This window comes from Thiorhodococcus minor, from assembly GCF_010820565.1.
Classification (GTDB): Bacteria; Pseudomonadota; Gammaproteobacteria; order Chromatiales; family Chromatiaceae; genus Thiorhodococcus; species Thiorhodococcus minor.
Genome location: NZ_JAAIJQ010000072.1, coordinates 1 through 21,400 on the forward strand (window position 1 = coordinate 1; position 21,400 = coordinate 21,400).

The following is a 21,400-nucleotide window of genomic DNA, read 5'->3' on the forward strand; positions in this document are numbered from 1 at the left end:
GGGTGCGCTAGCAGGTCGGGGTGAATGCCGGAGCGGATCAACAAGGCCTCGGCCGGTGCCCCCAGACTCTGCACCTGGGCCAACCAGGGCGCGAGCATGCGCGCCCGAGCGACCGGGATCGACGGCAATGGGATGTTGTCGAGCATCAGGTCGGTCCTCAATGGGGCGGGCCTAGCTGCAAAGGTAGTCGCCGCGGCCGGCTGGCACCAGATGACAGGTGCGGCCTCTGATCTCCGGCTAGGCTTAGAATCCGTCCAGCAGTTGTCTTCCGACGCTGACCGCGTGGGCTCGAGCACGGCGGCTCGGGCTGCCGAACGGCCTGGCCTTGCCCTCCGCCTCAGCTCGACGACGATCACACCGCCGCAAACATATGGACCCGCAGCCTATGAGCAACGCCCCCGAGCACAAGCACTTCGATGTCACTCCTCCGGGGCGGCTGGGCAGGGCCCGCTCCAGCTGGGCTGGAACGGCACTCGCGCTCTGGGCGTGCGTCGCGGCCAATCCGGCGACCGGCGAAGGCTCCCTCGGGGTCGCGCAAGGCGACGACTGGGCCTTTTCGGTCTCGCCCTACCTCTGGGCGGCCGGCATCGAGGGAACGACCGGTACGCTTCCTGGACTGCCGGCGGCCGACGTCGATATGAGCTTCGGTGACATCTTCGACGACCTGAGGCCCTCCGGCATGGTCTTCTTCAACGCGACCAAGGGCCGTCTGGGACTCGCCGCCGACCTCCAGTACGTGGAGACCGAGGCGGAGAGCACCTCGCTCACCCCTCTCTTCGGTCGCGAGACGCTGCGCTCCACGAGTCTGGTCGTCTCCGCCATCGCGAGCTGTTTGGTGGTCGACGACGGGCGCATGAGCCTGCGCCTGGGTGGCGGCGCGCGCCTCTGGTCGGTGGAGACGGACCTCAAGCTCTCGGATGGCCTGCTCCCTGGACGCCGGATCACGAGCGACGAGACCTGGGTCGATCCGATCATCGGCGCCAGCGGGGTCATCGACCTCGGCCCCCAGGTCTTCGCGCGCGGATGGGCCTATGTCGGCGGCTTAGGGATCGCCTCCGACATCACCGCGGACATCTTCGTCGGACTTGGGTATCGCTTCGCCGATAGGATCTCCACGACCCTGGGCTACCGCTGGGTCAAGGTCGATTACGAGGAAGACGATTTCCTGTACGACGTTCGCCAGGAGGGCATCGCCACGGGCATCACCTTCGACTTCTGATGTCTCGTTCCGCAAGTCACGCGAACGGCGTCCTTCGCCGTCAGAGCTGGAGATCGACCATGCGTAGATTCTTGGCGCTCCTGATCGCCCTCGCCTTGGTCGTCGGTATGGCCGCATGCGTGGGACCTGCCTCCAAGAAGGCATCGAAGCAGGCCGGGGCGACCGAGAAGGAGGTCGGCAGATGCGAGACGCGCAGCTGTTTCGTCGGCTTGCTCGATTACGGTGGGGAGATCCTCAAGAGCACCCCCCAAGCGGACGGCTCGCTCGAAGAGATCTATCAGGTCCGCCGCAAGAAGGGATCGACGCTGCGCTCCTTCACCCACGGCGTGCTCTCCGTCGCTACCCTGGGCATCTGGAATGTCGTCGGTTATCCGATCGAGGGCTTCATGTCCAGCAAGGACTTCATCGTGTTCCGGGTCAGCTACGACCCGGCCGGCAATCCTCAGGACGTCGAGATCCAAGGCGGCTGACGCGCCCTGGATCCGGCGCCGCCGGCGGACTGTGCTGCGCTTGTCCGCCCTAGGACATGCGCGACGCGGCATCGCCGAGTCCGGGTCAGATGGCGTAGTCGCTGCCGCCCGCTTGCATCGCCAAGTCGATGACCTTGCGGGTCAGCTGGGGTGAGAAGAGCTCGATGAAGTCGTAGGTGTAGCCGCGCAGCCAGGCATTGCGGCGGATGCCGAGGTGGGTGACGCTGGAGTCGAAGAGGTGGCTAGCGTCCGTCATGCCCAGGCCGAGGTCCATCTCCGGATCATAGGCCATGCGGGCCACGATCCCGATGCCGAGTCCCATCCGCACGTAGGTCTTGATGACGTCGGCGTCCAGCGCGGTGAGGACGACCCTTGCCTCTAGGCCGTGGCTCTGGAAGGCGCGGTTGATCTGATTGCGGCCGGTGAAGGCGGAGTCGTAGGTGACGATGGGCCAGCGCGCGATCGCTTCTAAGCTGAGCGGCTGGCTGTCGAGAATGGGATGCTCGCGCGGGGCGATGACGCAGTGATTCCACTCGTAGCAGGGCAGGCTCAAGATCTCGGCATAGTCGGAGACCGATTCGGTGGCGATGACCAGGTCCGCGGCGCCAGATCTCACGAGCTCGCAGACTTGGGGCGGATTGCCCTGCTGCAGCGAGAGCGCGACGTCCGGGTAGCGCTCGATGAACGCCTGGATGACCGGCGGCAAGACGTACCTGGCCTGGGTGTGCGTGGTCGCGATGCCCAGCTTGCCTGCGGCTTCGGCACTGAGCTCAGCGCCGACCCGCTTGAGGTTGTCCAGGTCCCCCAGCATGCGCGCCGCGATGGCAAGCACCTCCCGGCCAGGCTCGGTGATGGCGATCAGGCGTTTCCCTTGCCGTGCGAAGATGCTGATCCCCAGCTCTTGCTCTAGCTGGCGAATCTGCTTGGAGACGCCGGGCTGGGATGTAAAAAGCGCCTCCGCCGCCGCGGAGACGTTGAGTCCTTGGCGGGCCACTTCGTGGATGTAGCGCAGCTGTTGGAGGTTCATGCAAGGTGTCCGGTGGACGTGTCTCGGGCCGCTCGGCGGGCGATGCTGCGAGGTCGGCGTCGGCCGCCGCGCAGCGCCGCTCTGCAGCTGGGAACGGGGTCCGGCCGTGTCCGAGCCTATCACCGATCGCTTCGCTCCACCGCGGAAGCAAGGGTCAGTCGGCTGTCCAGAGCCAGTCAGCGATCAGCAGGCCCGCCATCGCCCAGAGCGCGCAGCGCAGCAGGCGTCTGTAGGTGTCGACCTCTATCCGCCGGCGCAAGCGGATCCCGATCCAGAGCGCAGCCAGCACCGCCGGCAGGATCAGCAAGCTCAGTCTCAGCGTCGTGAGATCGAAGGCCCCGTTGCTGACGAAGCCGATGATCTGCCCCGACTTGCTGGTCACGAAGCTCAGATTGAAGGCCGCGACCATGAGGGTTGGATTCATCCTGGTGTAGAGCGCGAAGACGACCAGGACGGGGGCGAAGATGTTGACGAGACCCGCCAGCAATCCGAGCGCGAGCCCCAGCAGTGCGAGGGCCCAGGTCGGCGCGCGCCGCTCGCGCTCGGCGCGATGGAATCTGTCCGTCACCAGATAGGCGACGAGGACGAGCGCGAGCAAGAGCCGGAAGGGCTCGGGGTCGACCGCGAGCAGCACCTGAGTGCCGATGAAGCTGCCGACGATGGTGAAGGTCGGGACCGGCCAAAAGGTGCGTAGCGCCTCGCGCCAGTGACGCTCGGAGAAGATGCTGGCGAGGTTGATGCTGACGGTCGGGATGAGCGTCAGCAGGATGGCCGCGCGCATGTCCATGAAGAGCGCCAGCAGAGGTGTGGCGACCATGGGGAAGCCGAAACCGAAGGCGCCGTGCACGAATGCCGCGAGCAGGAGAATGGGAAGGACGGTGACGTCTGGCATTGCGTCGGGGACCTTCTGGGATGGTGCGGGCTCCTGTCGATCGAACGCTGGCTGGCCGGCGGGGGAGGGAGCGATCGGCGAGGGGGCCGCGGTCATGCTCCCTGATGACGCCGCGATCCCCCTTTCGGCCGTGTCGCCGATCCAGTCGATCCGAGCACTGGCTATCTGATCACTTCGATGACACGCCCGCTCGAGCAGCTGTGGCTATTGGCGGAGATCGAGGTTGGCGGCGCCGCTTGGATGAGGCTCTCCAAGTCGGCCGGGGTCCTGATGTCGCCCTTCAGGCTGATCCACAGCTCGGTGATGATGTTCTCGCCCGTGACCTTGGTGCAGCGCAGTTGGATGCGCTCGCCCGCCCCGTTGCCGAAGGCGTCGTTGAAGACCTCCTCGATCTGGGTGCGCGTCAGGATGCTGTCCAGGTGGGATGCGAAGAGGTCGCGCACAGGGGAGGCGTTGAGCGCATCGAGGGCCGCCATGGCCTCGGTGAAATATTCGTCCGGCGTCGCGTTCGCGTCCGGCCCTGTCTCATCGTCTTCGTAGCAGGACCCGTGCTTGGGCCATTCGTGCAGATGCAGGCCTGATCGCACGCCGGGCATGGCGACCCTCAGCCGCTCCATTACCTCTGGGGACAGATCGATACTGGTGTCGCGCGCCTGGCTCGACGAGCACTTGATCGGCGATCCGCGATCGCAGTAGCAGGGGAAGATGGCCGTATCGTCCAGGTCGTCCGGCCATAGTCCGTGGAGCGAGAAGTGGGTCGCGTCGTAACGCTCGGAGGTCTGCGACTGGCATTCTGCCTTGCCCTGCCCGGCGGCGGTCGCGCAGAAGCCGGGCTGCCAAGTTGCCGCTAGCACATACTCGATGCTGTCGGGCGGCAGTGCGCTGGACGGCTCCGTGGGAGCGCCGCCGCCCGGAGCCGGTGAGTCCTCCTGCTGGACCAGGCTCGCCGAGGAGGCGAAAGCCCCGCAGCGCATGGCTACCCAGCGTGCCTCGGTCACGGGCGCACCCGGGACTTGGATCTGGTAGTGCGTGCCTGGAGTCGCGTTGCGGGCGATGACGTCATAGGCATGCCTGAACTCTAGCCGGACGTTGCCTGGGTTGTCGCGGTCCTTCTTCTTGGTTGCCTCGCAGTCCGATAGGGCGATGAAGTAGCCGTCGAGGCCGACTTGGCGGGCTTGCGCCGGCATGGCGAAGGCCGTGGCGAGCAGCAGAGCGGCGACAAGGGCGGGGTATCTGAGGTGGAGATCTCTCAGGGTGGGGTATCTCATAGTAGGCCTCCAAGCGCGGGGGTCGATTTCGAAACGCCCAATCCAGATGGGCTTGGGGCGCCTAGTGTGCCTGGAGGCTCGGTGCGTCGCCACGTCAGGACGGGGCGGCAGATGTCGGTCGCGACCTCTTCCGCCACGGCGCACACCTGTGCCGGGTGTCTACAGCGCATCCGAGTGTTTATCGCCTGAAGTTATAAATTCATGCGCACATATTCTTTTTCGTTCGCGCAGATCACGGCTATCGTCTCTCCATGCGCGCCGATCCGAGTCGATCCGGTCGCGTACTAGAACAACACCAAAGGAGCGAGTGCCGCCATGCCGACGTCCAACATTCTCGAGTTTCCTCAGTATTCCACCCTCATCGTCCCGGGCTACCAGGGCAGCGGTTCCGGCCATTGGCAGACCTGGCTGGAGCGCGAGCTGCCGGATGCGCGCCGGGTCTCCGGGATCGACTGGGCTCGGCCCAGGCTCTCGGCGTGGTCCGATGCGGTTCGGGTGGCCATTCGCTATGCCACCAGCCCGGTGTGGCTGGTCGCCCATAGCTTCGGCTGCCTCGCCGCCGTGACCGCTGCGAGCCGGGCAGGCTCGCGTATCGCTGGCGTCCTGCTGGTGGCGCCGGGCGATCCCGAGCGCTTTTCCCCTGACGGGCTGCGCGAGGAGGCCGGCGGGCAATCGATTGCTTCGGCGCTGCCGCAGGACCTGCTGCCCTTTCCTAGCCTGATCGTTGCGAGCGCGAACGATCCTTGGATGAAGCCGGCGAAGGTCGCCTACTGGGCGGATCGCTGGGGCAGCGCCGTCGCCCACGCTGGCCAGGCCGGGCATATCAACGAGGATGCCGGCTTCGGTCCTTGGCCGGAAGTGCTGGCCCTGCTGCGTGCCTTCAAGGAGGCCCAGGCCAAAGGCTTGGCGGCTCCGACTCAGGTCCTGGCGCGGGCCGGGGGCGAGCACGCCGCTTGGTCCGGCTCGGGAGCCGTTCCTCGGCGGCTGGCGGTCGCGGGCTGACCGCGGCGATCATTGTCCGGGGCAGCAACAGAGTCGTTCTGAGGTGCATTCAATGCCGAGATGGTTCGAAGACAACGCGCGATCCATTGGCCGCACGCCACTGGTCGCGCTCAATCGCGTCACAGACGGGGCGCCGGCGCGCGTTCTGGCGAAGATCGAGGGTCGCAACCCGGCCTATTCGGTCAAGTGCCGGATCGGGGCGAGCATGATCTGGGATGCGGAGCAGCGGGGCCAGCTGGGCCCGGGCAGGGAGCTGGTCGAGCCGACCAGCGGCAACACAGGCATCGCCCTGGCCTTCGTTGCGGCGGCACGCGGGATTCCGCTGACCCTGACCATGCCGGAGACCATGAGCCTGGAGCGGCGCAAGCTGCTTCTGGCCTATGGCGCGCGTTTGGTGCTGACGGAAGGCGCCAAGGGCATGAGCGGTGCGATCGCCAAGGCCGAAGAGATCGCCGCCTCGGATCCCGAACGCTACCTACTCTTGCAGCAGTTCAGGAACCCCGCCAACCCGGCCATCCACGAGGCCACGACCGGACCTGAGCTGTGGGACGACAGCGACGGCGAGATCGACATCTTCGTCGCCGGCGTCGGCACGGGCGGGACCATCACGGGCGTGACCCGCTATTTCAAGCAGACGCGCGGCAAGCCCATCCTCTCGGTGGCCGTCGAGCCGAAGGCAAGCCCGGTGCTGAGCCAGACCCGCGCGGGCGAGCCGCTGACGCCCGCGCCACATCAGATCCAGGGCATCGGTGCCGGTTTCGTCCCGGAGGTCCTGGATCTCTCGCTGATCGACGCCATCGAGACCGTCTCCAACGAGGCCGCGATCGCGTACGCCCTGCGCCTCGCGCGCGAGGAGGGCATCCTCTCCGGGATCTCCAGCGGTGCCGCGGTTGCAGCCGCGGCCTGTCTCGCCCACTGCGAGGAGCATGCCGGCAAGACGATTGCCGTCATCCTGCCGGATTCCGGCGAGCGCTACTTGAGCTCGGCGCTCTTCGAGGGTCAGTTTGACGAGGTCGGGCGTCCGCTCTGAGGGGCCGTGAGCGTCGCTGCTTGACATGAATCTAACGTGAGCGTTAGATATGAGTCTTCACTGGCTATCTTCGAGGATCGACTCATGTCTCGCGATGTCATGCTGCACATTGAGGAGCTGCTGGACTCTGAAGCGCGTCAGGCACTCCTCGATCACCTGGAGCAGCGCTTAGGTCTCGAAGCCCCGCCCCATGCGTCCGACAAGCCTCACCTCCTGTTCTGTGCCGCGGATCCACAAAAGGCGCCGCGGCACCTGGTGCTGAAGGCCGTGAAGGAGCAGGGCTACCAGGCCAGGCTGGTCGATCTGTGACCATGAAGATCGGCGCGATCGCCGAGCGGCTGGGCACCACGGTGCGGACCCTGCGCTATTACGAGGAGCAGGGTCTGCTCCACCCGCGCCGCTCGCCAGGCGGTACGCGCCAGTACGACGCGGAGGACGAGGCACGCTTCGCGGCCCTGCTTGCGCTCACCCGTCTTGGATTCTCCCTGGAGCGTCTGGCGCAGCTGGCCGGTATCCGCTCAGCCAGCCAGACGGGCGATGCCGCAAGCCGCGAGGTCGCCGCATTGCTGCGCGCGATGGATGCCGAGCTCGACGCCCAGGCGCGGGCCATCGCCGAGCAGCGCGCCGACATCGAGCGCGCCCAAGCCTTTCTGCAAGGCTGCCACGGCTGCAGTCGCGCGCCCGTCCGCTCGGAGTGCGATCACTGCCAGATCAGTGCCGCCAGGCAGGCTAGCGCCGTCATGCGGGTGGTCTGGGATGAGCGACCTGTAGCTTGAAGGTCGGTGCGGCTGGTTGCGACCAGCATCGACAGGTCGAGTCGCGCGGCCATCACGTCCGCTAGACACGGAGAGAGCCATGGCCGCGAATCTTGGGCAGCTTCAGCAATTCATGCAGGCGTCGACCAGGCATATCGACTCTGCGGCCGCTATGCGCACCGCTGTCAACGCACATCGCGAACCTGGCCGGCCAAAGCAGTCGCCTTTCTTGTTCGTTCGGATGACCCCTTGCGACCCGACCCGTAAGGGTCACTCCATCCGACCGCCTCAGCCACCGCAGTCCGGCGAGCACCGGACGCTCCTCGCATTCCATCATGTGCTCCGGAATGTGCACGATGTCTTCGATCTGTTGACTGAATCGCAGGCTCGGCGATCGCCGTCAGTCGACTCGTGGGCCAAAGAAGCAACTTACATTATGGTGTGGAATGCCATAACTGGATCTGGCAAGCTGTTATGTCATGAAGGCGCGTCAGCTCTTCCGCTACAAGGTCCGCCAGGGTGACCTCATCTGCGAAATGGTCATCTGGGCGTTGCCAGCCACGACTCCGGATCGACCCCAAGGTCTGAAATACCGATTGTTTTGCGGCCGTATCGGGGCCTGCGTTGTGCGCTAAGACAACGAGGCTGGAAAGGGCGACCATCGCCACTGCGAAGCGCGGGAGGAGCCCTATGGGCTCCTTTCCGTGGAGCAATTACTGGCCGATTTCCGAAATGACTGCGTGCGGCTCGCCGGCTGGAGGTGGGAATGAACCGAATCGAGATCAGTGTACTGAGCCCCCAAGCGGCCTTGCAGACCTTCGCAAGCACTTGGCAGCAGGCTGAAGCCGGCGAGGATACGAGGCCTCGGCTCGCCTTCGGCAGCCTTCGGGAGCTGTTCTCGGCGATTACCGAGAAGCGGTTGGAGCTCTTGCGCCATGTGGCGTCGCAGGAAGGGCTCAACGTTCGCCAGCTCGCCCAATCGCTCGGGCGTGACTACAAGAACGTGCATGGGGATGTCACCGAGCTGGTCGAGCTTGGTCTCCTGGAGCGTGGCAACGATGGCGTGCTCCTGGCTCCTTACGACGAAATCCTGATCCATGCCGGCATTCGCGATGCGGCCTGATGGCGAGAGCCTGCTGACCTACTCGCGCTCGACACTGACTGCATATCTGATCAAACCGGACGCTGGAGCAATGGAGGCGAGTAACCGGCACTGGCCGAGTCCTTCCGGTTAGCCGTCGGATGTGAGTTTCCGCTAACGGGACAGCGCTCACGCCGAGCGCTGAAAAGCTGGTGGTCGCTTTGCGGCTCGCCGTTTCTCTGGGATATCACTGAGTAATGCGCGGCGTTGCGGCGGTGCCGACGGGAGCTTCCTGACTGACCGCTGGCGAGGCGATTGCGCCAGTCCACTCTGACGCATCCTTCACCGCTGCGATCCTTTCCCTGGCCTTTCATCGAGGATCTTGCGTTGCCGTTCTGGGTGGCGAGCGGTCTGCTTCGCCGAGGCCTTCGGTGTCGGCCTTGGTCATCAGCCCGGCCGGTGGACGAGCGAGAGCGAAGTCCACCGAATCCCGCGCCGGCGTTGGTGGACTGCGCTGCGCTTGTCCACCCGACGGGAGACAACTGGCCGAAACGATGATCGACGCCTCGGTGTCGAATGCTCTCGGGATGGCGGACGAGCCGGTCGGGGTGATGAGGTCTCCTTCCGCTGGACGCCGACTGCTCCATTTCGGCTCATTGGCCCGTGCCGCGCGCTTTCGCCGCCGCCGTGAGCGAGCTCATCTGTCGACGGCTTGGAGATCGCGATGTCGTTGGCCGATGACCGCATGTGCTCAGAGCCGTTTCGCCTCAAAGCATCGACCTTGCCCGTTGGTTCGCCAGCCAGTAGAAGTGGAAGGGTGGGATGATGACCCTGTTGTTGAAGATGGCGGGCGAGTCTCCGGTCATGATGTCTTGCAGCAGGCCATAGCGGAAGATGCCGCGGTGGCTGAGCTCGTCGAGGTCCAGGTACTGCGGATTGGCATCGAAGTTGGCTGCGGCAAGCACTGAGCTGGTCTGCATCGTCGGGTGCGTGCGCAGGAAGACGAAGAGGTGTGGATTGCTCACGTCGACCAGCTCGCGGTTGTTGAAGTCCGCGAAGGCCGGCGTGCTCTGGCGCACCGCGATCATGCGCTTGAGTCCGTCGAAGAGGCGCTGCTCCACGGTGCCTTGCTGGAGTCGGCGCTCGGCCCGGCGCCAGTCGATGCGCGGGCGGTGGATCCAGCGGGTATCGCCGGCCTTGCTCGCGTCGTCCAGGAAGGAGCTGTCGTTGAGCGTGCCGATCTCATCGCCGTACCAGATCAGCGGGATGCCACCGAACGACATGATCATGCCGTGCATCGTCAGGATGAGGCTGACCGCGTGGTCGATCGCCTCCTGGTCATTGGCTTCGAGCGCCGCTTCCAATCCGGCCAGCGAGGCCAGCGCGCCAGAGATGCGGGCGTCACCCGTCTTGGGGTTGACGCCGAAGGGGCGGCCGTGCGCCGGTGAGCCTTCGAAGGCGCCGGTGAACCACTTGATCAGGAAGTGGCGGTGGGCATAAGGGTCATAGTCGCACGCGCGGATGTCCGCGTCGTCGAAGCCCAGGCCGATGTCGTCGTGGCAGCGGACGTAGTTCAGCCAGGTGGCGCGGTCGAGCTTGTGCGGCAGGCTTTTGATGCCCTGGTTCAGCAGTTTGGCGTTCTTGGTCGCGACCGCGTCCCAGAGCAGGGCCATGAAGGTGGCGTTGTAGGCGATCTCGCACTCCTTGGCGATGACCGCGTCCTCGCCGAAGTACTTGATGATCTCCGAAGGGGCCACGATGGCCTCGGCGATGAAGAGCACGCCGGGTGCGACCACTTGGCAGCAGTCCTTCAGGAGCTGCAGGATGAGGTGAGCCTCGCGCTCGTTCTGGGAGGTGGTGCCGATCTTCTTCCAGAGAAAGGCGACGGCGTCCAGGCGCAGGACGTCGGCGCCGTGGTTGGCCCAGAAGAGGACGATGTCCACCATCTCGATGAACACCGCGGGGTTGGAGTAGTTCAGGTCCCATTGGTAGTTGTTGAAGACCGTCATCACCCACTTTTGCATCTCCTCGTTCCAGGTGAAGTTGCCGGGGGCGGTCTCCGGGAAGATCTCGGGCATGGTCTCCTCGAACATGTCCGGGACGTCGCGGTTGGGGAAGACGTAGTAGAAGTCCTGGTAGGTCTTGTCGCCGGCGCAGGCCTTTTGTGCCCATTCATGCTCGTTGGAGGTGTGGTTGACGACCACGTCGAGCGTCAGCAGCATGCCGCGCTTGTGCATGGATTCGGTCAGCTCCGAGATGTCGTCGACCGAGCCGGCGCGCGGGTCGATGTTGCGGAAGTCGCTCACCGCATAGCCGCCGTCGCTGGCGCCCTGTGGGCAGCGTAGGATCGGCATGACGTGGACCATGTTCACGCCGAGCTCTTGCAGATAGGAGAGCCGCTTGGTCAGGCCTTGGAGGTTGCCGGCGAAGCCGTCGAGGTAGAGTGCCATGCCGGTCCACTCCTGGCTCAGGAACCAGTTGTGGTTCTCCTCGCGCTCCATGTCGATGCTGCGGAGACTCTCGGGGCGGTCGATATAGGCGCGCGCGAGACGCTCGGTGAGCTTGGTGATCTGCTCCTTGAAGTCCTCGCGATGGCCGTAGAGGTGCTCGAACAGCGAGTGGATCGCGTAGAAATTGGCGCCCAGGCGGGTGTAGAAATGACGCAGGTCCTCACGAACGACTTGATGACTGAGGTCATCGAGGATGTCGTTCAGCAGTGCGTGTGAAACCTGTTCGTACATGAAGACTCCAGTTGAGGGGAGGGGCGTGGGAGCCCCGAGCGCCTCGGAAGAAGGCCGCTCATCGCGCCGTCCGAGCGACACCCGGGGTGTGCTTGCGCGTCGCCTGTGGATTGGCTGCTAGGGGGGTGTTTGCGTCGCCTTTGCTCAGAGATCGAGCTTGGGTCGATTGCCGCAAGGACAATCCCGCCCCAGCTTTGGGGGCTGCCTTCATCGCCGAGCCGTCCGGGTGACACCCCGTAGGTGCTGTGATGCACGGATTCGGCTGCGCTGGCTAGCTGGCAAGACCCCACTGATCGACGAAGGGTGCGTAGAGATCTGGGCTGGCCTGGGTCGCGCCGCGCTGCTCGACGATTCTAGAGGCGAAGGATTGCGCACGGTCGAGCGTTCTGTCTAGAGACCAGCCGCTAACGATGCCGAGAATGGTGACGGCGGCGAAGGCGTCGCCCGCTCCGACCGTGTCGATGACGTTGAGCGCCGGCTTGGGAGCGACCTGGATGGGGTCGCCGCCCTTGGACAGACCCAGTGCGCCTTCGCTCCCCAGGGTCACGAGCAGGCCGCTGAGGTCGTGGCGCTCCAGGAAGTCTTGCGCCAGCTCGAGGGTCGGTCGTGCGGAGGCGGCCTGGGCGCCGGAGAGCAAGGACAGCTCGTCCGCGTTGAGCTTCACCCAGTCCGCGTCCGTCACCAAGGCGACCGTCTTGTCCCAGCTCCACCAGGGCGCGCGCAGGTTGACGTCGAGAAACACCAGGTCCGGCGCGGACCGCTTGATGCTCGTCAGCGTGGCCTCGGATACCGGCTGGCGCAGCGCCAGGGTCCCGTGGTAAAGGAGCGCGACGGGGGCGGTCTCGCTCGGCGTGCGGATGAAGTCGTAGGCACTGTCGGGGACGATGTCATAGCTCGGCTCGCCATTCTCCAGGCTGACCTGGACGCGGCCGGTCGGATGGTCCGGGTCGGTCTGCAGTCCGGTCGTGACCATGCCCCAATCGGCCATGCTCGCGCGGATCTGTTGGCCTTCCGGGTCGTCTCCGACCGCGCTGACGAAGCTGGGGGCGGCGCCGAAGGCTTGCAGATGCCAGGCGACATTGAAGGGGGCGCCACCGAGGACCTGTCGACCGTCAGGGAAACAATCGAACAGAACCTCGCCGAAGACGCAGATTGCGGGTTTGTCCACGGTTCACTGTCCTCGCTGTCTGGATGCCGCTCTCAAGGGTCGCCCTTGGCGTGACGAGCGAGCGGCTGCGTGTCTGCCCTAGGTCTCATCGACGGGGGCCGGCTCCTCGGTCTCGCTCGGCACGGGCACCCGGCAGGAGCGGAAGAAATCGTAGTGGTCGATCGCCTCGAGAATGCCCTTGGCGTGGGCCTGCTGGGCGAAAAAGATATTGTCGATCTCGGAGAGCTGCGAGAGCTCCTCGTGATGTCGGTTCGCGACCACGACGGCGAGGGTGTTGCCACGCATCATGTCCTCGTCCGCGCCCGAGCCCCCGACCACGAGCACGTGCTCCAGCGGGATGCCGAAGCGATGGGCGACGTAGCGCACGGCGAGCCCCTTGCTGGCGCGTGCGGGAACGATGTCCAGGAATTGGCCGAAGGCGTGGATGACGTTGACGGTTAGCTCGCGGGTGCGCAGCAGGGTCGAGATCTCGTCGACCGAGGGCGCGATCGAGGGGTCATAGTGATAAGAGATCTTGAAGCGGCTCTGCTCGGTCTTCCCCTGGGGCACCAGTCCTGGCACATCGGCCAGGGCGCGGCGCACGGCGCGCGGCTTCCAGAGGTGGTCGACGTGGTCGTTCCAGTAGTCGTCCGGTACCAGGCGGGTCGTGTAATGGATCTCGGTCCCGAGACTGGTGATCAGGACGTCAGGCACAGGGATGCCATGCTTCTTCAGCTCGGCGAGCAAGGAATCCAGACGGCGGCCGGTTGCGATGCCGAAGTTCGAGCAGCGCTTGCTCCGGCGCATCATCTCCACGAATTGCTCGACACCCTCTTGATCGCCGAGGAGGCTCTGATCCAGATCGGTGAAGAGCGCGCGGTCGCGGTAGACCATGGCGCGGCGCATGGGCGGGGTGTCTGGGATCTGCTCGGTCTTTTCGGTCAGCGGCGAGAGGAGGCTGCGATAGGTCGCGGCATGCGCTTCCCAGGAATAGTGCTTGCGGACGCCGGCGAGTCCGCGCTCGGAGAAGGCCTGCCAGGTGTCGGCGTCGTCTAGGATCTCGAGCAGGGCGTCGGCGATCTGACCGCGGTCCAGTGGATCCACGAGCAGACCGTTCTCGCAGTTGCCGATGATGTCGACGGGGCCGCCATTCTCGGTCGCCACCAGGGGCAGGCCCGTTGCCGCGCCCTCCAAAAGGGTGAGACCGAAGGGCTCTGTCAGCGCCGGGTTGATGAAGATACCCTGCGATTGAGCGGCCAGCCGGTAGATCGCTGGCACCTCCTCCGCGCTGTGGTGCTTCGGCATGGCGATCTTGCCGTAGAGGTCGTAGGCATCGATGGTGATGAGGAGGTCGGTCAGCACCGTGCGAGCGCCCTCGTCGAGGTCGCGAATGTCGTCGCGGTTGCCGGCGACGATCAGGAGGTTGGCCCGCTCTTGGAGCTCTGGACATTCGCCATAGGCCTCGACCAAGGCGACGATGTTCTTGCGGTGGTCGGCGCGCGACAGGGCGAGGATGAGCGGCTTTCTCGGGGCGTCGAGGAAGCGCTCGACCTCCTTGGCGAAGGGAATTTTCTCCTTCGGGCTCGGCGGGCGGAACTGCTTGAGATCCGTGCCGGGCGGGATGACCCGCATGCGCTCCGGGATGTAGTAATCGTAGAGGCCGTATTGCTCCTCGATCTCGTTGTGGGTGCTGGTGATCACCAGCTCCGCGCTGGCCAGCACAGCTTCCTCGGCGTCGATCCGCCGCAGCATGTTATAGCGGGCGTCGATCTCATCGCTATCCAGGCCGGCGGCGAGGAGTCGCTGGCGTTTGTCGCGCCCCAAGGAATGTCCGGTGTGCACCAGGGGGGCGCCGATCAGGCTGGCCAGCCGCACACCGACATAGCCCGCATCCGCATAGTGGCTGTGCACGATGTCGGGCCAGTGGCCTTCCTCGTGGAGGAATGCGGCGAGGTTATCGACGAAGCTGTCGAGATGGTCCCACAGCTGCTCTTTGGGAACGTACTCCTCCGGTCCGGCGTCGATGCGAACGATGCGCGCCTTCTTGCTCAGCGGCTCGATGCGCTCGGCGTAATCGGGACTGACCGCCGGGTCGACGACCCGCCGCGTCACGAGATCGACCTGCGAGACGTCCTCGCGCTCCCCGAGCGCGCGGGCGAGGTCCGCGACGTACTTGGTCTGGCCGCCGGTGTCGGCGTCGCGTCCAAGCTCCAGGTCGTGGCCTCGGATCAGGCCGTGAGTGCTTAGTAACAGGATATACATCGTCTGGGCCTCTCGTGTCCGGCTAGAATCCGCGAGCCGCACGATCGCGCTGGTTTGCGTTTCTAAGGTATAGGAGTCTGAGCCCGATTCCAAATTGCGGGAGTCGGTGATCGGCGCGCTCGCTGGTAGGTATCCCGGGTGTCCTGGCCGGTGATTCCGGCCTCCCGGACGGCCATCGCCAATTGCGCTAAGCTGAAGCGATCCAGCGGTGACGCGGCCTTTGCGTGCCGCTTGGAACGGCCCCTCGCGCGTCAGTCTGCCGAGGCTGGGGCGGCTCTAGGGAGGAGGGATCTTCAGAACAGATGCGAAGCGAGGCTGCTGACATGACTCTGAGATTGCTTGGCTCGACGGTGCTTGCCCTCGCCTGGCTGGCACTCCAAGGCCCCGCGCTGGCTCAAGGCCAGGCGGGTGAAGGCGTCCCACAGGAGGGCGCCCTGCAGGAGAGCTTAGGAGAGATCGATCAAGCCGCGCTGGAGGCGCTCGATCGCATGGGGGCCTATCTGCGGACGCTCACAGCGTTCGAGCTGAAGGCCGAGGATCGAATCGACGAGGTGCTCGAGGACGGCCAGAAGATCCAGCTCAACAAAACGGTCGATCTCCAGGTGCGCCGTCCGGATCGTCTGCGCGCCGAGATCGAGACCGACCGCAAGGCGCGCGTCGTCTTCTACGACGGCAAGCAGTTCACCATCGTCTCCCCGGAGGCCCGCTTCTACGCGACCGTCGAGGCCCCGCCGACGATTCGCGAGCTCCTGACCCAGCTGAACGAGACCTATGGGATCGAGATCCCCCTCCAGGATCTCTTCTACTGGGGCACGGACGCGGCATCCGGTGCCGACATCCAGAAGGCTATGTGGGTCGGGACCAGCAAGATTCGCGGGCAGCTCACGGATCACTACGCCTTTCGGCAGCCCGCGGTCGACTGGCAGATCTGGATCGCTCAGGGCACCGCGCCTTTGCCGCTGCGCTACGTGATCACCACGAAGGAAGAGCCAGGCGCGCCACAGTTCGTGGCCGACATGACTTGGAATACCGAAGCGAAGCCCGCCGATTCGGTCTTCGCCTTTGCGCCCACCGAGGAGGATCGACCGATCGAGATCCTCGCTCAGGGGCAGGTCCAGACAACACCAGCGGGGGAATGAGCATGCGCGTCTTCAGCCAGCAAAGCCTCATCGTCGCATTCACCTCCCTTGTCGTGGTCGGCGCAAGCCTGGTCCCGGCCGAGATCTCGGATGCGCGCGGACTGCGCGGTGGCGGTGGCCATGCGCGGTCCGCCGTCCATGGGGGGCGGCCACCTGGAGGCGGAGGTCACGCTAGGCCAGGCCGCCCGCCGGGTGGGGCGGCCCGTCCGCCAGGCGGCCACCGTCCTCCCGGCGGGGCGCGACCTCCGGCCGGCGGTCAGCGCCCGCCGCCTGGCGCTGGCACCCGGCCGCCGCCTCGAGGTGGTGGTCATCGGCCTCCACCACCACCGCCGCCGCGCGTCGCCGATCCACGCTGGAACCATCCGATCGGGACGGCCGCGGCAATCGCGACGACGGCAGCTGTGATCGGCGCGATCGTCTACTCGCTGCCACCGTCCTGTACGCGCGTGATCGTCGATGGCCTCACTTACGAGCGCTGCGGATCGACCTGGTACAAGCCGCGCTACTATGGCTCCAGCGTCGAGTACGTCGTGGTCGAGCCCCCGTACTGAGGCGATTTCGGTCAATTCTCATACCATCTGGCTTGTCTTGACGCCCGCCTTCTGTGTCGCGCCTACCGGCGCTCCTTGAAGGCGGGCCTCAATCCTGCGCCACCTGGTAGACCAATTTCCGGCAATCGCCAGCGGGCGCTTGCACCACTGTCCAGGTGCAGATGACCCTCGGCATCGGATGCCGCCCCGGAGCCATGGCCTTCGGGGTGCCGTTTCAGCGAAGCCGGTCCCGTCGTTAGGCGGAAAGGAGCTCCCTTGAGATTTCCTAGTCTCCCATTCCTCTGCGCCGCTGTTTGTATCCAGCTTGCCTTGTGGCAGGCCGTACGGGCGGCTGACCAGCCTGGGGCATCATTCGTCGGCAGCCAGGCCTGTGCCGAATGCCACGACACCGAGCTGGATGCCTGGCGCGGCTCCTATCACGACCTCGCGATGGCGGAGGCGACCGACGAGACCGTGCTCGGCGATTTCAATGACACGCCATTCACCGCCCAGGGCGTCACCTCCCGCTTCTTCAAGCGCGACGGCACCTTCATGGTGCGCACCGAGGGGCCGGACGGTGAGCTGCACGACTATCCCGTCGCCTATACCTTCGGCTGGTGGCCGCTGCAGCAATATCTCATCCCCTTCCCCGGTGGTCGATATCAGAGCCTGGGCATCGCCTGGGATAGCCGCGCCGAGGCGGACGGCGGGCAGCGCTGGTTTCATCTCTATCCCGACGCATCGATCGACCACGATGATGTCCTGCACTGGACCGGCCGGGACCAGAACTGGAACTACCAGTGCGCTGAGTGTCACTCCACCAATCTGAAGAAGGGCTACGACCTCGCGAGCGACAGCTTCAACACCACCTGGTCGGAGATCGACGTCGCCTGCGAGGCCTGCCACGGACCGGGCGCGCGTCATGTCGAGCAGGCGAGAACGGCGGGTGAGGGCCGGGAGCCCCTGTGGAACGTGACCAAGGGGCTTGCGGTCGACCTGGCGGATCGCGACGGCGGTCACTGGGTGATCGACCCGCAGACGCAGTTGCCGCGCCGCTCCGTCCCGCGGAAGGCGCGAGCTCAGATCAACCTCTGCGCCCGCTGTCACTCCAGGCGCGGCCAGATCAGCGATCAGTATGTCGATGGCCAGCCGCTGGGTGACAGCCACCGGCTGGCGCTCCTCGAAGAAGGGCTCTACTTCCCGGACGGCCAGATCCAAGGCGAGGTCTATGTCTACGGCTCCTTCCTCCAGAGCCGGATGTACGCGCAGGGCGTGACCTGCTCGGACTGCCATGACCCGCACAGCCTCAAGCTGAAGGCGGATGGCGATCAGGTCTGCGCCCAGTGCCATCCGACCTCGCGCTACGACGCCGAGTCGCATCATCACCATGCCGAGGGATCGGCCGGCGCCTCCTGCATCGCCTGCCACATGCCTCAGCGCAACTACATGGTCATCGACGCGCGCGCCGACCACAGCCTGCGCATCCCGAGGCCGGATCTGACGCTGGAGACGGGCAGCCCGAACGCCTGCAATGCCTGCCATGTGGATCAGCCCACGGAGTGGGCGGTCAAGGCCTACGAGGACTGGTACGGCACGGCGGCGACGGCGCGGCCGCACTATGGCGAGGCCTTGCATGCCGGCCGCGCCCGTCTGCCGCAAGCCGACCACAAGCTGCTCGCGCTCGCGGGCGACGAGGCTCAGCCTGGCATCGCCCGCGCGACTGCGGTCGATCTGCTGCGGCAGTTTGCGGATCCCGCCCAGATGCTGACCGTGGGTCGCTTGCTTGGAGACCCGGACTCATTGGTCCGCGCCGCCGCTCTGCGCTACCTGGCTACCACGAATCCTCAGACCCTGATGCAGCTCGGACTCCCCTTGCTCAAGGACCCCATTCTGTCCGTGCGGCTCGAGGCGGCGCGCACCCTGGCCCCGCTCGCGGCCATGCCCATCCCGGATGGTGAGAAGGCGCGCCTGGAGGCGGCGCTGGATGTCTATCGCACCTCCCAACTGGTCAATGCCGAGCGGCCCGAGTCGCACCTCAATATCGGTCTGGTGGATGTCGCGGCGAACCGCCCGGAGGCGGCGGAGCAGGCCTATCGGACCGCGATCCGGCTCGACGCCAGCTTCGCGCCAGGTTACGTCAACCTCGCCGATCTCTATCGGGCGTTGGGGCGCGATGCCGAAGGCCAGGCCGTGCTCGCGCAGGGGCTGAAGGCCGCGCCGGACGATGCGAGTCTCCACTATGCCTTGGGTCTCCTGCACATCCGCGACAAGGATCTGGCCAAGGCGGTGGCGGCGCTCGGGCGCGCGGCCGAGCTGGAGCCCGGCAATGCTCGTTATCCCTATGTCTACGCCCTCGCCGTCGAAGGGGCCGGGGCGGTCGAGCAGGCCATAGCCATCCTGGAGCGGGCCCTCCAGGCGCATCCAGAGGACCGCGACATCCTCGTGGCCTTGGTCACCTTCAATCAGAAGGCGGGCAATCAGGATGCCGCGGGCGACTATGCCGCGCGGCTCAAGGCCCTCGATTAGGACTGCATCCCAACCTGCGTTGCGCTCCCAGCATTGACCTGGGCGCCATCCGTGCTGGGAGTGTCGCCCTCCAGGCCGACACCTGTTGACCTGGAGGTCAACACGCCCAGCGTCACCCCTTCCTGCAACATCGGGTGGAGCCAAGGGCTCGCCCTCCAGGGCACTTTCCATTCGGCGTCTTTGATCCGAATTGGAGCAGTCAGCTCCCAGCCGCCAGCGGAGGAATATCATACAGTTGCCGGATTTTTTGGCCGATCAGCCGCTCACCCGTTGGGTGACTCAGCGAAGACCTGAAAGCAGCTCCGAAACAGAGCTCTGAGCTGGCTGCTGGTGGCTGGCAGCTCTTTCTAGGTCGATGCGTCTGCTGCGTCATCCGGCGCCAAGACTGCAGGCCATGCTTGCTTCCGCTCGCCTCGAGCGGACGGCGGTTATATGCGGTTGAAGATATATTCCGTCTCGCGTATGTTTTTGCGCATGACGATCACCCCAAGCACCCTCTTCGCCGCGCTCGCGCATGACATCCGTCTGCGCTGCCTCATGCTGCTCTTGCGCCATGACGAGCTCTGTGTCTGCGAGCTCACCCATGCGACAGGCGCGGCGCAACCGCATGTCTCGCGCCACCTGGCACAGCTGCGCGAGCTTGGGTTGGTCGCGGACCGGCGCGCTGGACTCTGGGTCCACTACCGCATCCACCCGGAGCTTCCGGCCTGGGTGGTCGCGGTGCTGCGTGAAACCGCCGCCGGCGTGGCGGACCAGGCGCCCTTCACCGACGACGACCAGGCCCTATCGACCATGCCCAATCGGCCCTCGGCGGCTCGCTGTGCCTGAGCTTTGGGATCGATGCGGCTTCTTTCTCAAGGTATCAGGCAAGCCCCAGGCAAGAGGTAATCATGACTCCTTCGATTCAGAGATGGCTTCCGGTCCTGACCGCATGTTGGCTTCTCCTCGGCGTGACCTTGGTCAGCGCCGCCGATCTGAAACGGGTCGAGGTCGCGAAGGATGTCTACGCCCTCATCGGCCCCACCGGCCCGCGCACCGCCGAGAACGATGCGCTCAACTGCAATCTCGGCTTCATCGTCACGCAGCAGGGCGTGGTGCTGATCGACTCGGGTGCATCCCGAGCGGGCGCGACGCGGATCGAGGATGCCGTCCGCGCGGTGACCGAGGCGCCGATCCGCTGGGTCATCAACACCGGCAGCCAGGACCATCGCTGGCTGGGCAACGGCTACTTCGCCGAGCAGGGTGCCGAGATCATTGCGCTGCGGCGCACGGTGGAGACTCAAGCCGACCTCGGCGGGCCGCATCTCAGGCGCCTGGGCGCCGTGCTTGGCGATCGTCTGGAAGGTACCGAGCCCGTGACGGCCAGCAAGCCCTTGCCTGGCGATCAGGCGTCGCTCGCGCTCGGGGGCGCTCAGATCGAGCTGCTGTATCTGGGCAACGCCCATTTTCCGGGGGATGCCCTGGTCTGGCTGCCGACGCAGCGCATCCTCTTCACCGGCGATCTGGTCTATCTGGATCGTTTGCTCGGGGTGCTGCCCGCGAGCCGGGTCCGGGAATGGCAGGCGGCCTTCCATCGAATGGAGGCGATGAAGCCTGAGGTCCTGGTGCCTGGCCATGGTGGTGTCGGGGATCTCGCCAAGGCCCAGCGCGACACGGGTGACTATCTCGACTGGCTGGTCGCGGAGGTCGGGGCGGCCCAGGCGGACTGGGAGCCGCTGGACGAAGTCGTCGCGCGCCTCGCGGAGGCCCCGCAGTTCAGTCGCCTCGAGAATTTCGATGCCTTGCACAAATCCAACATCAACCGCGCCTATCTCGACTTCGAGCGGGGCGCCGACTGAGACTCAGCCAACAGCCAAGGAATCTCCCATGTCGACCCAGCCCAAGACCGTCCTGGTCCTCTGTACCGGAAACTCCTGCCGTTCGCAGATGGCCGAGGTGCTGCTCAACCACGACCTGGCCGGCCAGGTGCGCGCCCTCTCCGCCGGGACCCGGCCCCAGCCCAAGGTGGCGGACGGCGCCATTGCGGCGCTGGCGGATGCCGGTCTGCCGACGGACGGCCTCTCCCCGAAAGACGTCGATGCCGTGCTTGAAGAAACCATCGACCTGGTGGTCACAGTCTGCGACAACGCCAAGGAGACCTGCCCGGTCTTTCCGCGTCCGGTGCGCCAGATGCATCTGCCCTTCCATGATCCGCACGGCGAGCCGCTGGAGTCCTTCATCCGCGTGCGCGACGAGATCCGTGCCCGGCTCGTCCCCGCCGTGCGCGAGGCGCGGCTGGCTCAGTAGCTCGGTAGGGTGGACGAGCGAGCGC

Annotated in this window: 19 protein-coding genes; 13 read left to right on the forward strand and 6 right to left on the reverse strand. The window is 65.7% G+C overall.

Annotation, left to right across the window (positions count from 1 at the left end):
- Nucleotides 1–385 precede the first annotated feature (385 nt).
- Entirely contained in the window at nt 386–1,219 is an 834-nt protein-coding gene (locus G3446_RS19465; RefSeq protein WP_164454538.1) for a hypothetical protein, read from the forward strand.
- A gap of 59 nt (nt 1,220–1,278) precedes the next feature.
- Nucleotides 1,279–1,689 carry a hypothetical protein gene (locus G3446_RS19470; protein WP_164454540.1) on the forward strand — a complete coding sequence of 137 codons (411 nt, stop codon included), beginning with the start codon at nt 1,279–1,281 and terminating at the stop codon, nt 1,687–1,689.
- A gap of 85 nt (nt 1,690–1,774) precedes the next feature.
- Here G3446_RS19470 and G3446_RS19475 read toward each other — a convergent pair whose 3' ends face one another.
- The 3 genes from G3446_RS19475 to G3446_RS19485 all read right to left on the reverse strand — a co-directional run bounded on the left by G3446_RS19475 (nt 1,775) and on the right by G3446_RS19485 (nt 4,876).
- On the reverse strand, nt 1,775–2,716 hold the full coding sequence (locus tag G3446_RS19475; protein ID WP_164454542.1) for a CysB family HTH-type transcriptional regulator: 942 nt from the start codon (nt 2,714–2,716) through the stop codon (nt 1,775–1,777).
- 154 nt (nt 2,717–2,870) lie between these two features.
- Entirely contained in the window at nt 2,871–3,608 is a 738-nt protein-coding gene (locus tag G3446_RS19480) for a sulfite exporter TauE/SafE family protein (protein ID WP_164454544.1), read from the reverse strand.
- Between the two features lie 161 nt (nt 3,609–3,769).
- The gene (locus G3446_RS19485; RefSeq protein ID WP_164454545.1) at nt 3,770–4,876 is read right to left on the reverse strand and encodes a ribonuclease T2 family protein; all 1,107 of its coding nucleotides are present in this window, start codon (nt 4,874–4,876) and stop codon (nt 3,770–3,772) included.
- Nucleotides 4,877–5,191: 315 nt separating this feature from the next.
- On the opposite strand from G3446_RS19485, the gene G3446_RS19490 reads away from it, so the two are divergent.
- The 5 genes from G3446_RS19490 (at nt 5,192) to G3446_RS19510 (ending at nt 8,786) form a co-directional block, all read left to right on the forward strand.
- Entirely contained in the window at nt 5,192–5,878 is a 687-nt protein-coding gene (locus G3446_RS19490; protein WP_164454547.1) for an RBBP9/YdeN family alpha/beta hydrolase, read from the forward strand.
- Nucleotides 5,879–5,930: 52 nt separating this feature from the next.
- Nucleotides 5,931–6,908, forward strand: coding sequence for a cysteine synthase A (cysK, locus tag G3446_RS19495; RefSeq protein WP_164454549.1), 978 nt, complete (start codon nt 5,931–5,933; stop codon nt 6,906–6,908).
- Between the two features lie 84 nt (nt 6,909–6,992).
- Nucleotides 6,993–7,217 carry a hypothetical protein gene (locus tag G3446_RS19500; protein ID WP_164454551.1) on the forward strand — a complete coding sequence of 75 codons (225 nt, stop codon included), beginning with the start codon at nt 6,993–6,995 and terminating at the stop codon, nt 7,215–7,217.
- 2 nt (nt 7,218–7,219) lie between these two features.
- Entirely contained in the window at nt 7,220–7,684 is a 465-nt protein-coding gene (locus tag G3446_RS19505) for a MerR family transcriptional regulator (RefSeq protein ID WP_167757094.1), read from the forward strand.
- Nucleotides 7,685–8,429: 745 nt separating this feature from the next.
- Nucleotides 8,430–8,786 carry an HVO_A0114 family putative DNA-binding protein gene (locus tag G3446_RS19510; protein ID WP_164454554.1) on the forward strand — a complete coding sequence of 119 codons (357 nt, stop codon included), beginning with the start codon at nt 8,430–8,432 and terminating at the stop codon, nt 8,784–8,786.
- A 725-nt stretch (nt 8,787–9,511) separates the two neighbouring features.
- Here G3446_RS19510 and G3446_RS19515 read toward each other — a convergent pair.
- The 3 genes from G3446_RS19515 to G3446_RS19525 form a co-directional block, all read right to left on the reverse strand.
- The gene (locus G3446_RS19515) at nt 9,512–11,485 is read right to left on the reverse strand and encodes an alpha-amylase family glycosyl hydrolase (protein ID WP_164454556.1); all 1,974 of its coding nucleotides are present in this window, start codon (nt 11,483–11,485) and stop codon (nt 9,512–9,514) included.
- A 271-nt stretch (nt 11,486–11,756) separates the two neighbouring features.
- Nucleotides 11,757–12,653 (reverse strand): PfkB family carbohydrate kinase, encoded by an 897-nt coding sequence (locus G3446_RS19520; RefSeq protein WP_164454558.1) that lies wholly within the window; start codon nt 12,651–12,653, stop codon nt 11,757–11,759.
- A gap of 78 nt (nt 12,654–12,731) precedes the next feature.
- The gene (locus G3446_RS19525; protein WP_164454560.1) at nt 12,732–14,894 is read right to left on the reverse strand and encodes an HAD-IIB family hydrolase; all 2,163 of its coding nucleotides are present in this window, start codon (nt 14,892–14,894) and stop codon (nt 12,732–12,734) included.
- Between the two features lie 323 nt (nt 14,895–15,217).
- Here G3446_RS19525 and G3446_RS19530 point away from each other — a divergent pair, with 323 nt between their 5' ends.
- The 6 genes from G3446_RS19530 to G3446_RS19555 all read left to right on the forward strand — a co-directional run bounded on the left by G3446_RS19530 (nt 15,218) and on the right by G3446_RS19555 (nt 21,375).
- Complete coding sequence (locus G3446_RS19530; protein WP_164454562.1) at nt 15,218–16,033, forward strand: DUF2092 domain-containing protein; 816 nt, start codon at nt 15,218–15,220, stop codon at nt 16,031–16,033.
- A 401-nt stretch (nt 16,034–16,434) separates the two neighbouring features.
- Complete coding sequence (locus G3446_RS19535; RefSeq protein WP_209262517.1) at nt 16,435–16,584, forward strand: hypothetical protein; 150 nt, start codon at nt 16,435–16,437, stop codon at nt 16,582–16,584.
- 255 nt (nt 16,585–16,839) lie between these two features.
- Nucleotides 16,840–19,089, forward strand: a complete 2,250-nt coding sequence (locus G3446_RS19540; RefSeq protein ID WP_164454563.1) for a cytochrome c3 family protein — start codon at nt 16,840–16,842, stop codon at nt 19,087–19,089.
- Nucleotides 19,090–19,563: 474 nt separating this feature from the next.
- A complete protein-coding gene (locus G3446_RS19545) occupies nt 19,564–19,917 on the forward strand; it encodes a metalloregulator ArsR/SmtB family transcription factor (protein WP_209262518.1) in 354 nt (117 codons plus the stop codon).
- Between the two features lie 62 nt (nt 19,918–19,979).
- The gene (locus tag G3446_RS19550; RefSeq protein WP_164454565.1) at nt 19,980–20,927 is read left to right on the forward strand and encodes an MBL fold metallo-hydrolase; all 948 of its coding nucleotides are present in this window, start codon (nt 19,980–19,982) and stop codon (nt 20,925–20,927) included.
- A 28-nt stretch (nt 20,928–20,955) separates the two neighbouring features.
- Nucleotides 20,956–21,375 carry an arsenate reductase ArsC gene (locus G3446_RS19555; RefSeq protein WP_164454567.1) on the forward strand — a complete coding sequence of 140 codons (420 nt, stop codon included), beginning with the start codon at nt 20,956–20,958 and terminating at the stop codon, nt 21,373–21,375.
- The last annotated feature ends 25 nt before the right edge of the window (nt 21,376–21,400 follow it).

Coding starts and splice junctions, on each gene's coding strand:
- G3446_RS19465 (WP_164454538.1), top strand. CDS start 386: ATGAGCAACGCCCCCGAGCACAAGCACTTCGATGTCACTCCTCCGGGG.
- G3446_RS19470 (WP_164454540.1), top strand. CDS start 1,279: ATGCGTAGATTCTTGGCGCTCCTGATCGCCCTCGCCTTGGTCGTCGGT.
- G3446_RS19475 (WP_164454542.1), bottom strand. CDS start 2,716: ATGAACCTCCAACAGCTGCGCTACATCCACGAAGTGGCCCGCCAAGGA.
- G3446_RS19480 (WP_164454544.1), bottom strand. CDS start 3,608: ATGCCAGACGTCACCGTCCTTCCCATTCTCCTGCTCGCGGCATTCGTG.
- G3446_RS19485 (WP_164454545.1), bottom strand. CDS start 4,876: ATGAGATACCCCACCCTGAGAGATCTCCACCTCAGATACCCCGCCCTT.
- G3446_RS19490 (WP_164454547.1), top strand. CDS start 5,192: ATGCCGACGTCCAACATTCTCGAGTTTCCTCAGTATTCCACCCTCATC.
- cysK (WP_164454549.1), top strand. CDS start 5,931: ATGCCGAGATGGTTCGAAGACAACGCGCGATCCATTGGCCGCACGCCA.
- G3446_RS19500 (WP_164454551.1), top strand. CDS start 6,993: ATGTCTCGCGATGTCATGCTGCACATTGAGGAGCTGCTGGACTCTGAA.
- G3446_RS19505 (WP_167757094.1), top strand. CDS start 7,220: ATGAAGATCGGCGCGATCGCCGAGCGGCTGGGCACCACGGTGCGGACC.
- G3446_RS19510 (WP_164454554.1), top strand. CDS start 8,430: ATGAACCGAATCGAGATCAGTGTACTGAGCCCCCAAGCGGCCTTGCAG.
- G3446_RS19515 (WP_164454556.1), bottom strand. CDS start 11,485: ATGTACGAACAGGTTTCACACGCACTGCTGAACGACATCCTCGATGAC.
- G3446_RS19525 (WP_164454560.1), bottom strand. CDS start 14,894: ATGTATATCCTGTTACTAAGCACTCACGGCCTGATCCGAGGCCACGAC.
- G3446_RS19530 (WP_164454562.1), top strand. CDS start 15,218: ATGACTCTGAGATTGCTTGGCTCGACGGTGCTTGCCCTCGCCTGGCTG.
- G3446_RS19545 (WP_209262518.1), top strand. CDS start 19,564: ATGACGATCACCCCAAGCACCCTCTTCGCCGCGCTCGCGCATGACATC.
- G3446_RS19550 (WP_164454565.1), top strand. CDS start 19,980: ATGACTCCTTCGATTCAGAGATGGCTTCCGGTCCTGACCGCATGTTGG.
- G3446_RS19555 (WP_164454567.1), top strand. CDS start 20,956: ATGTCGACCCAGCCCAAGACCGTCCTGGTCCTCTGTACCGGAAACTCC.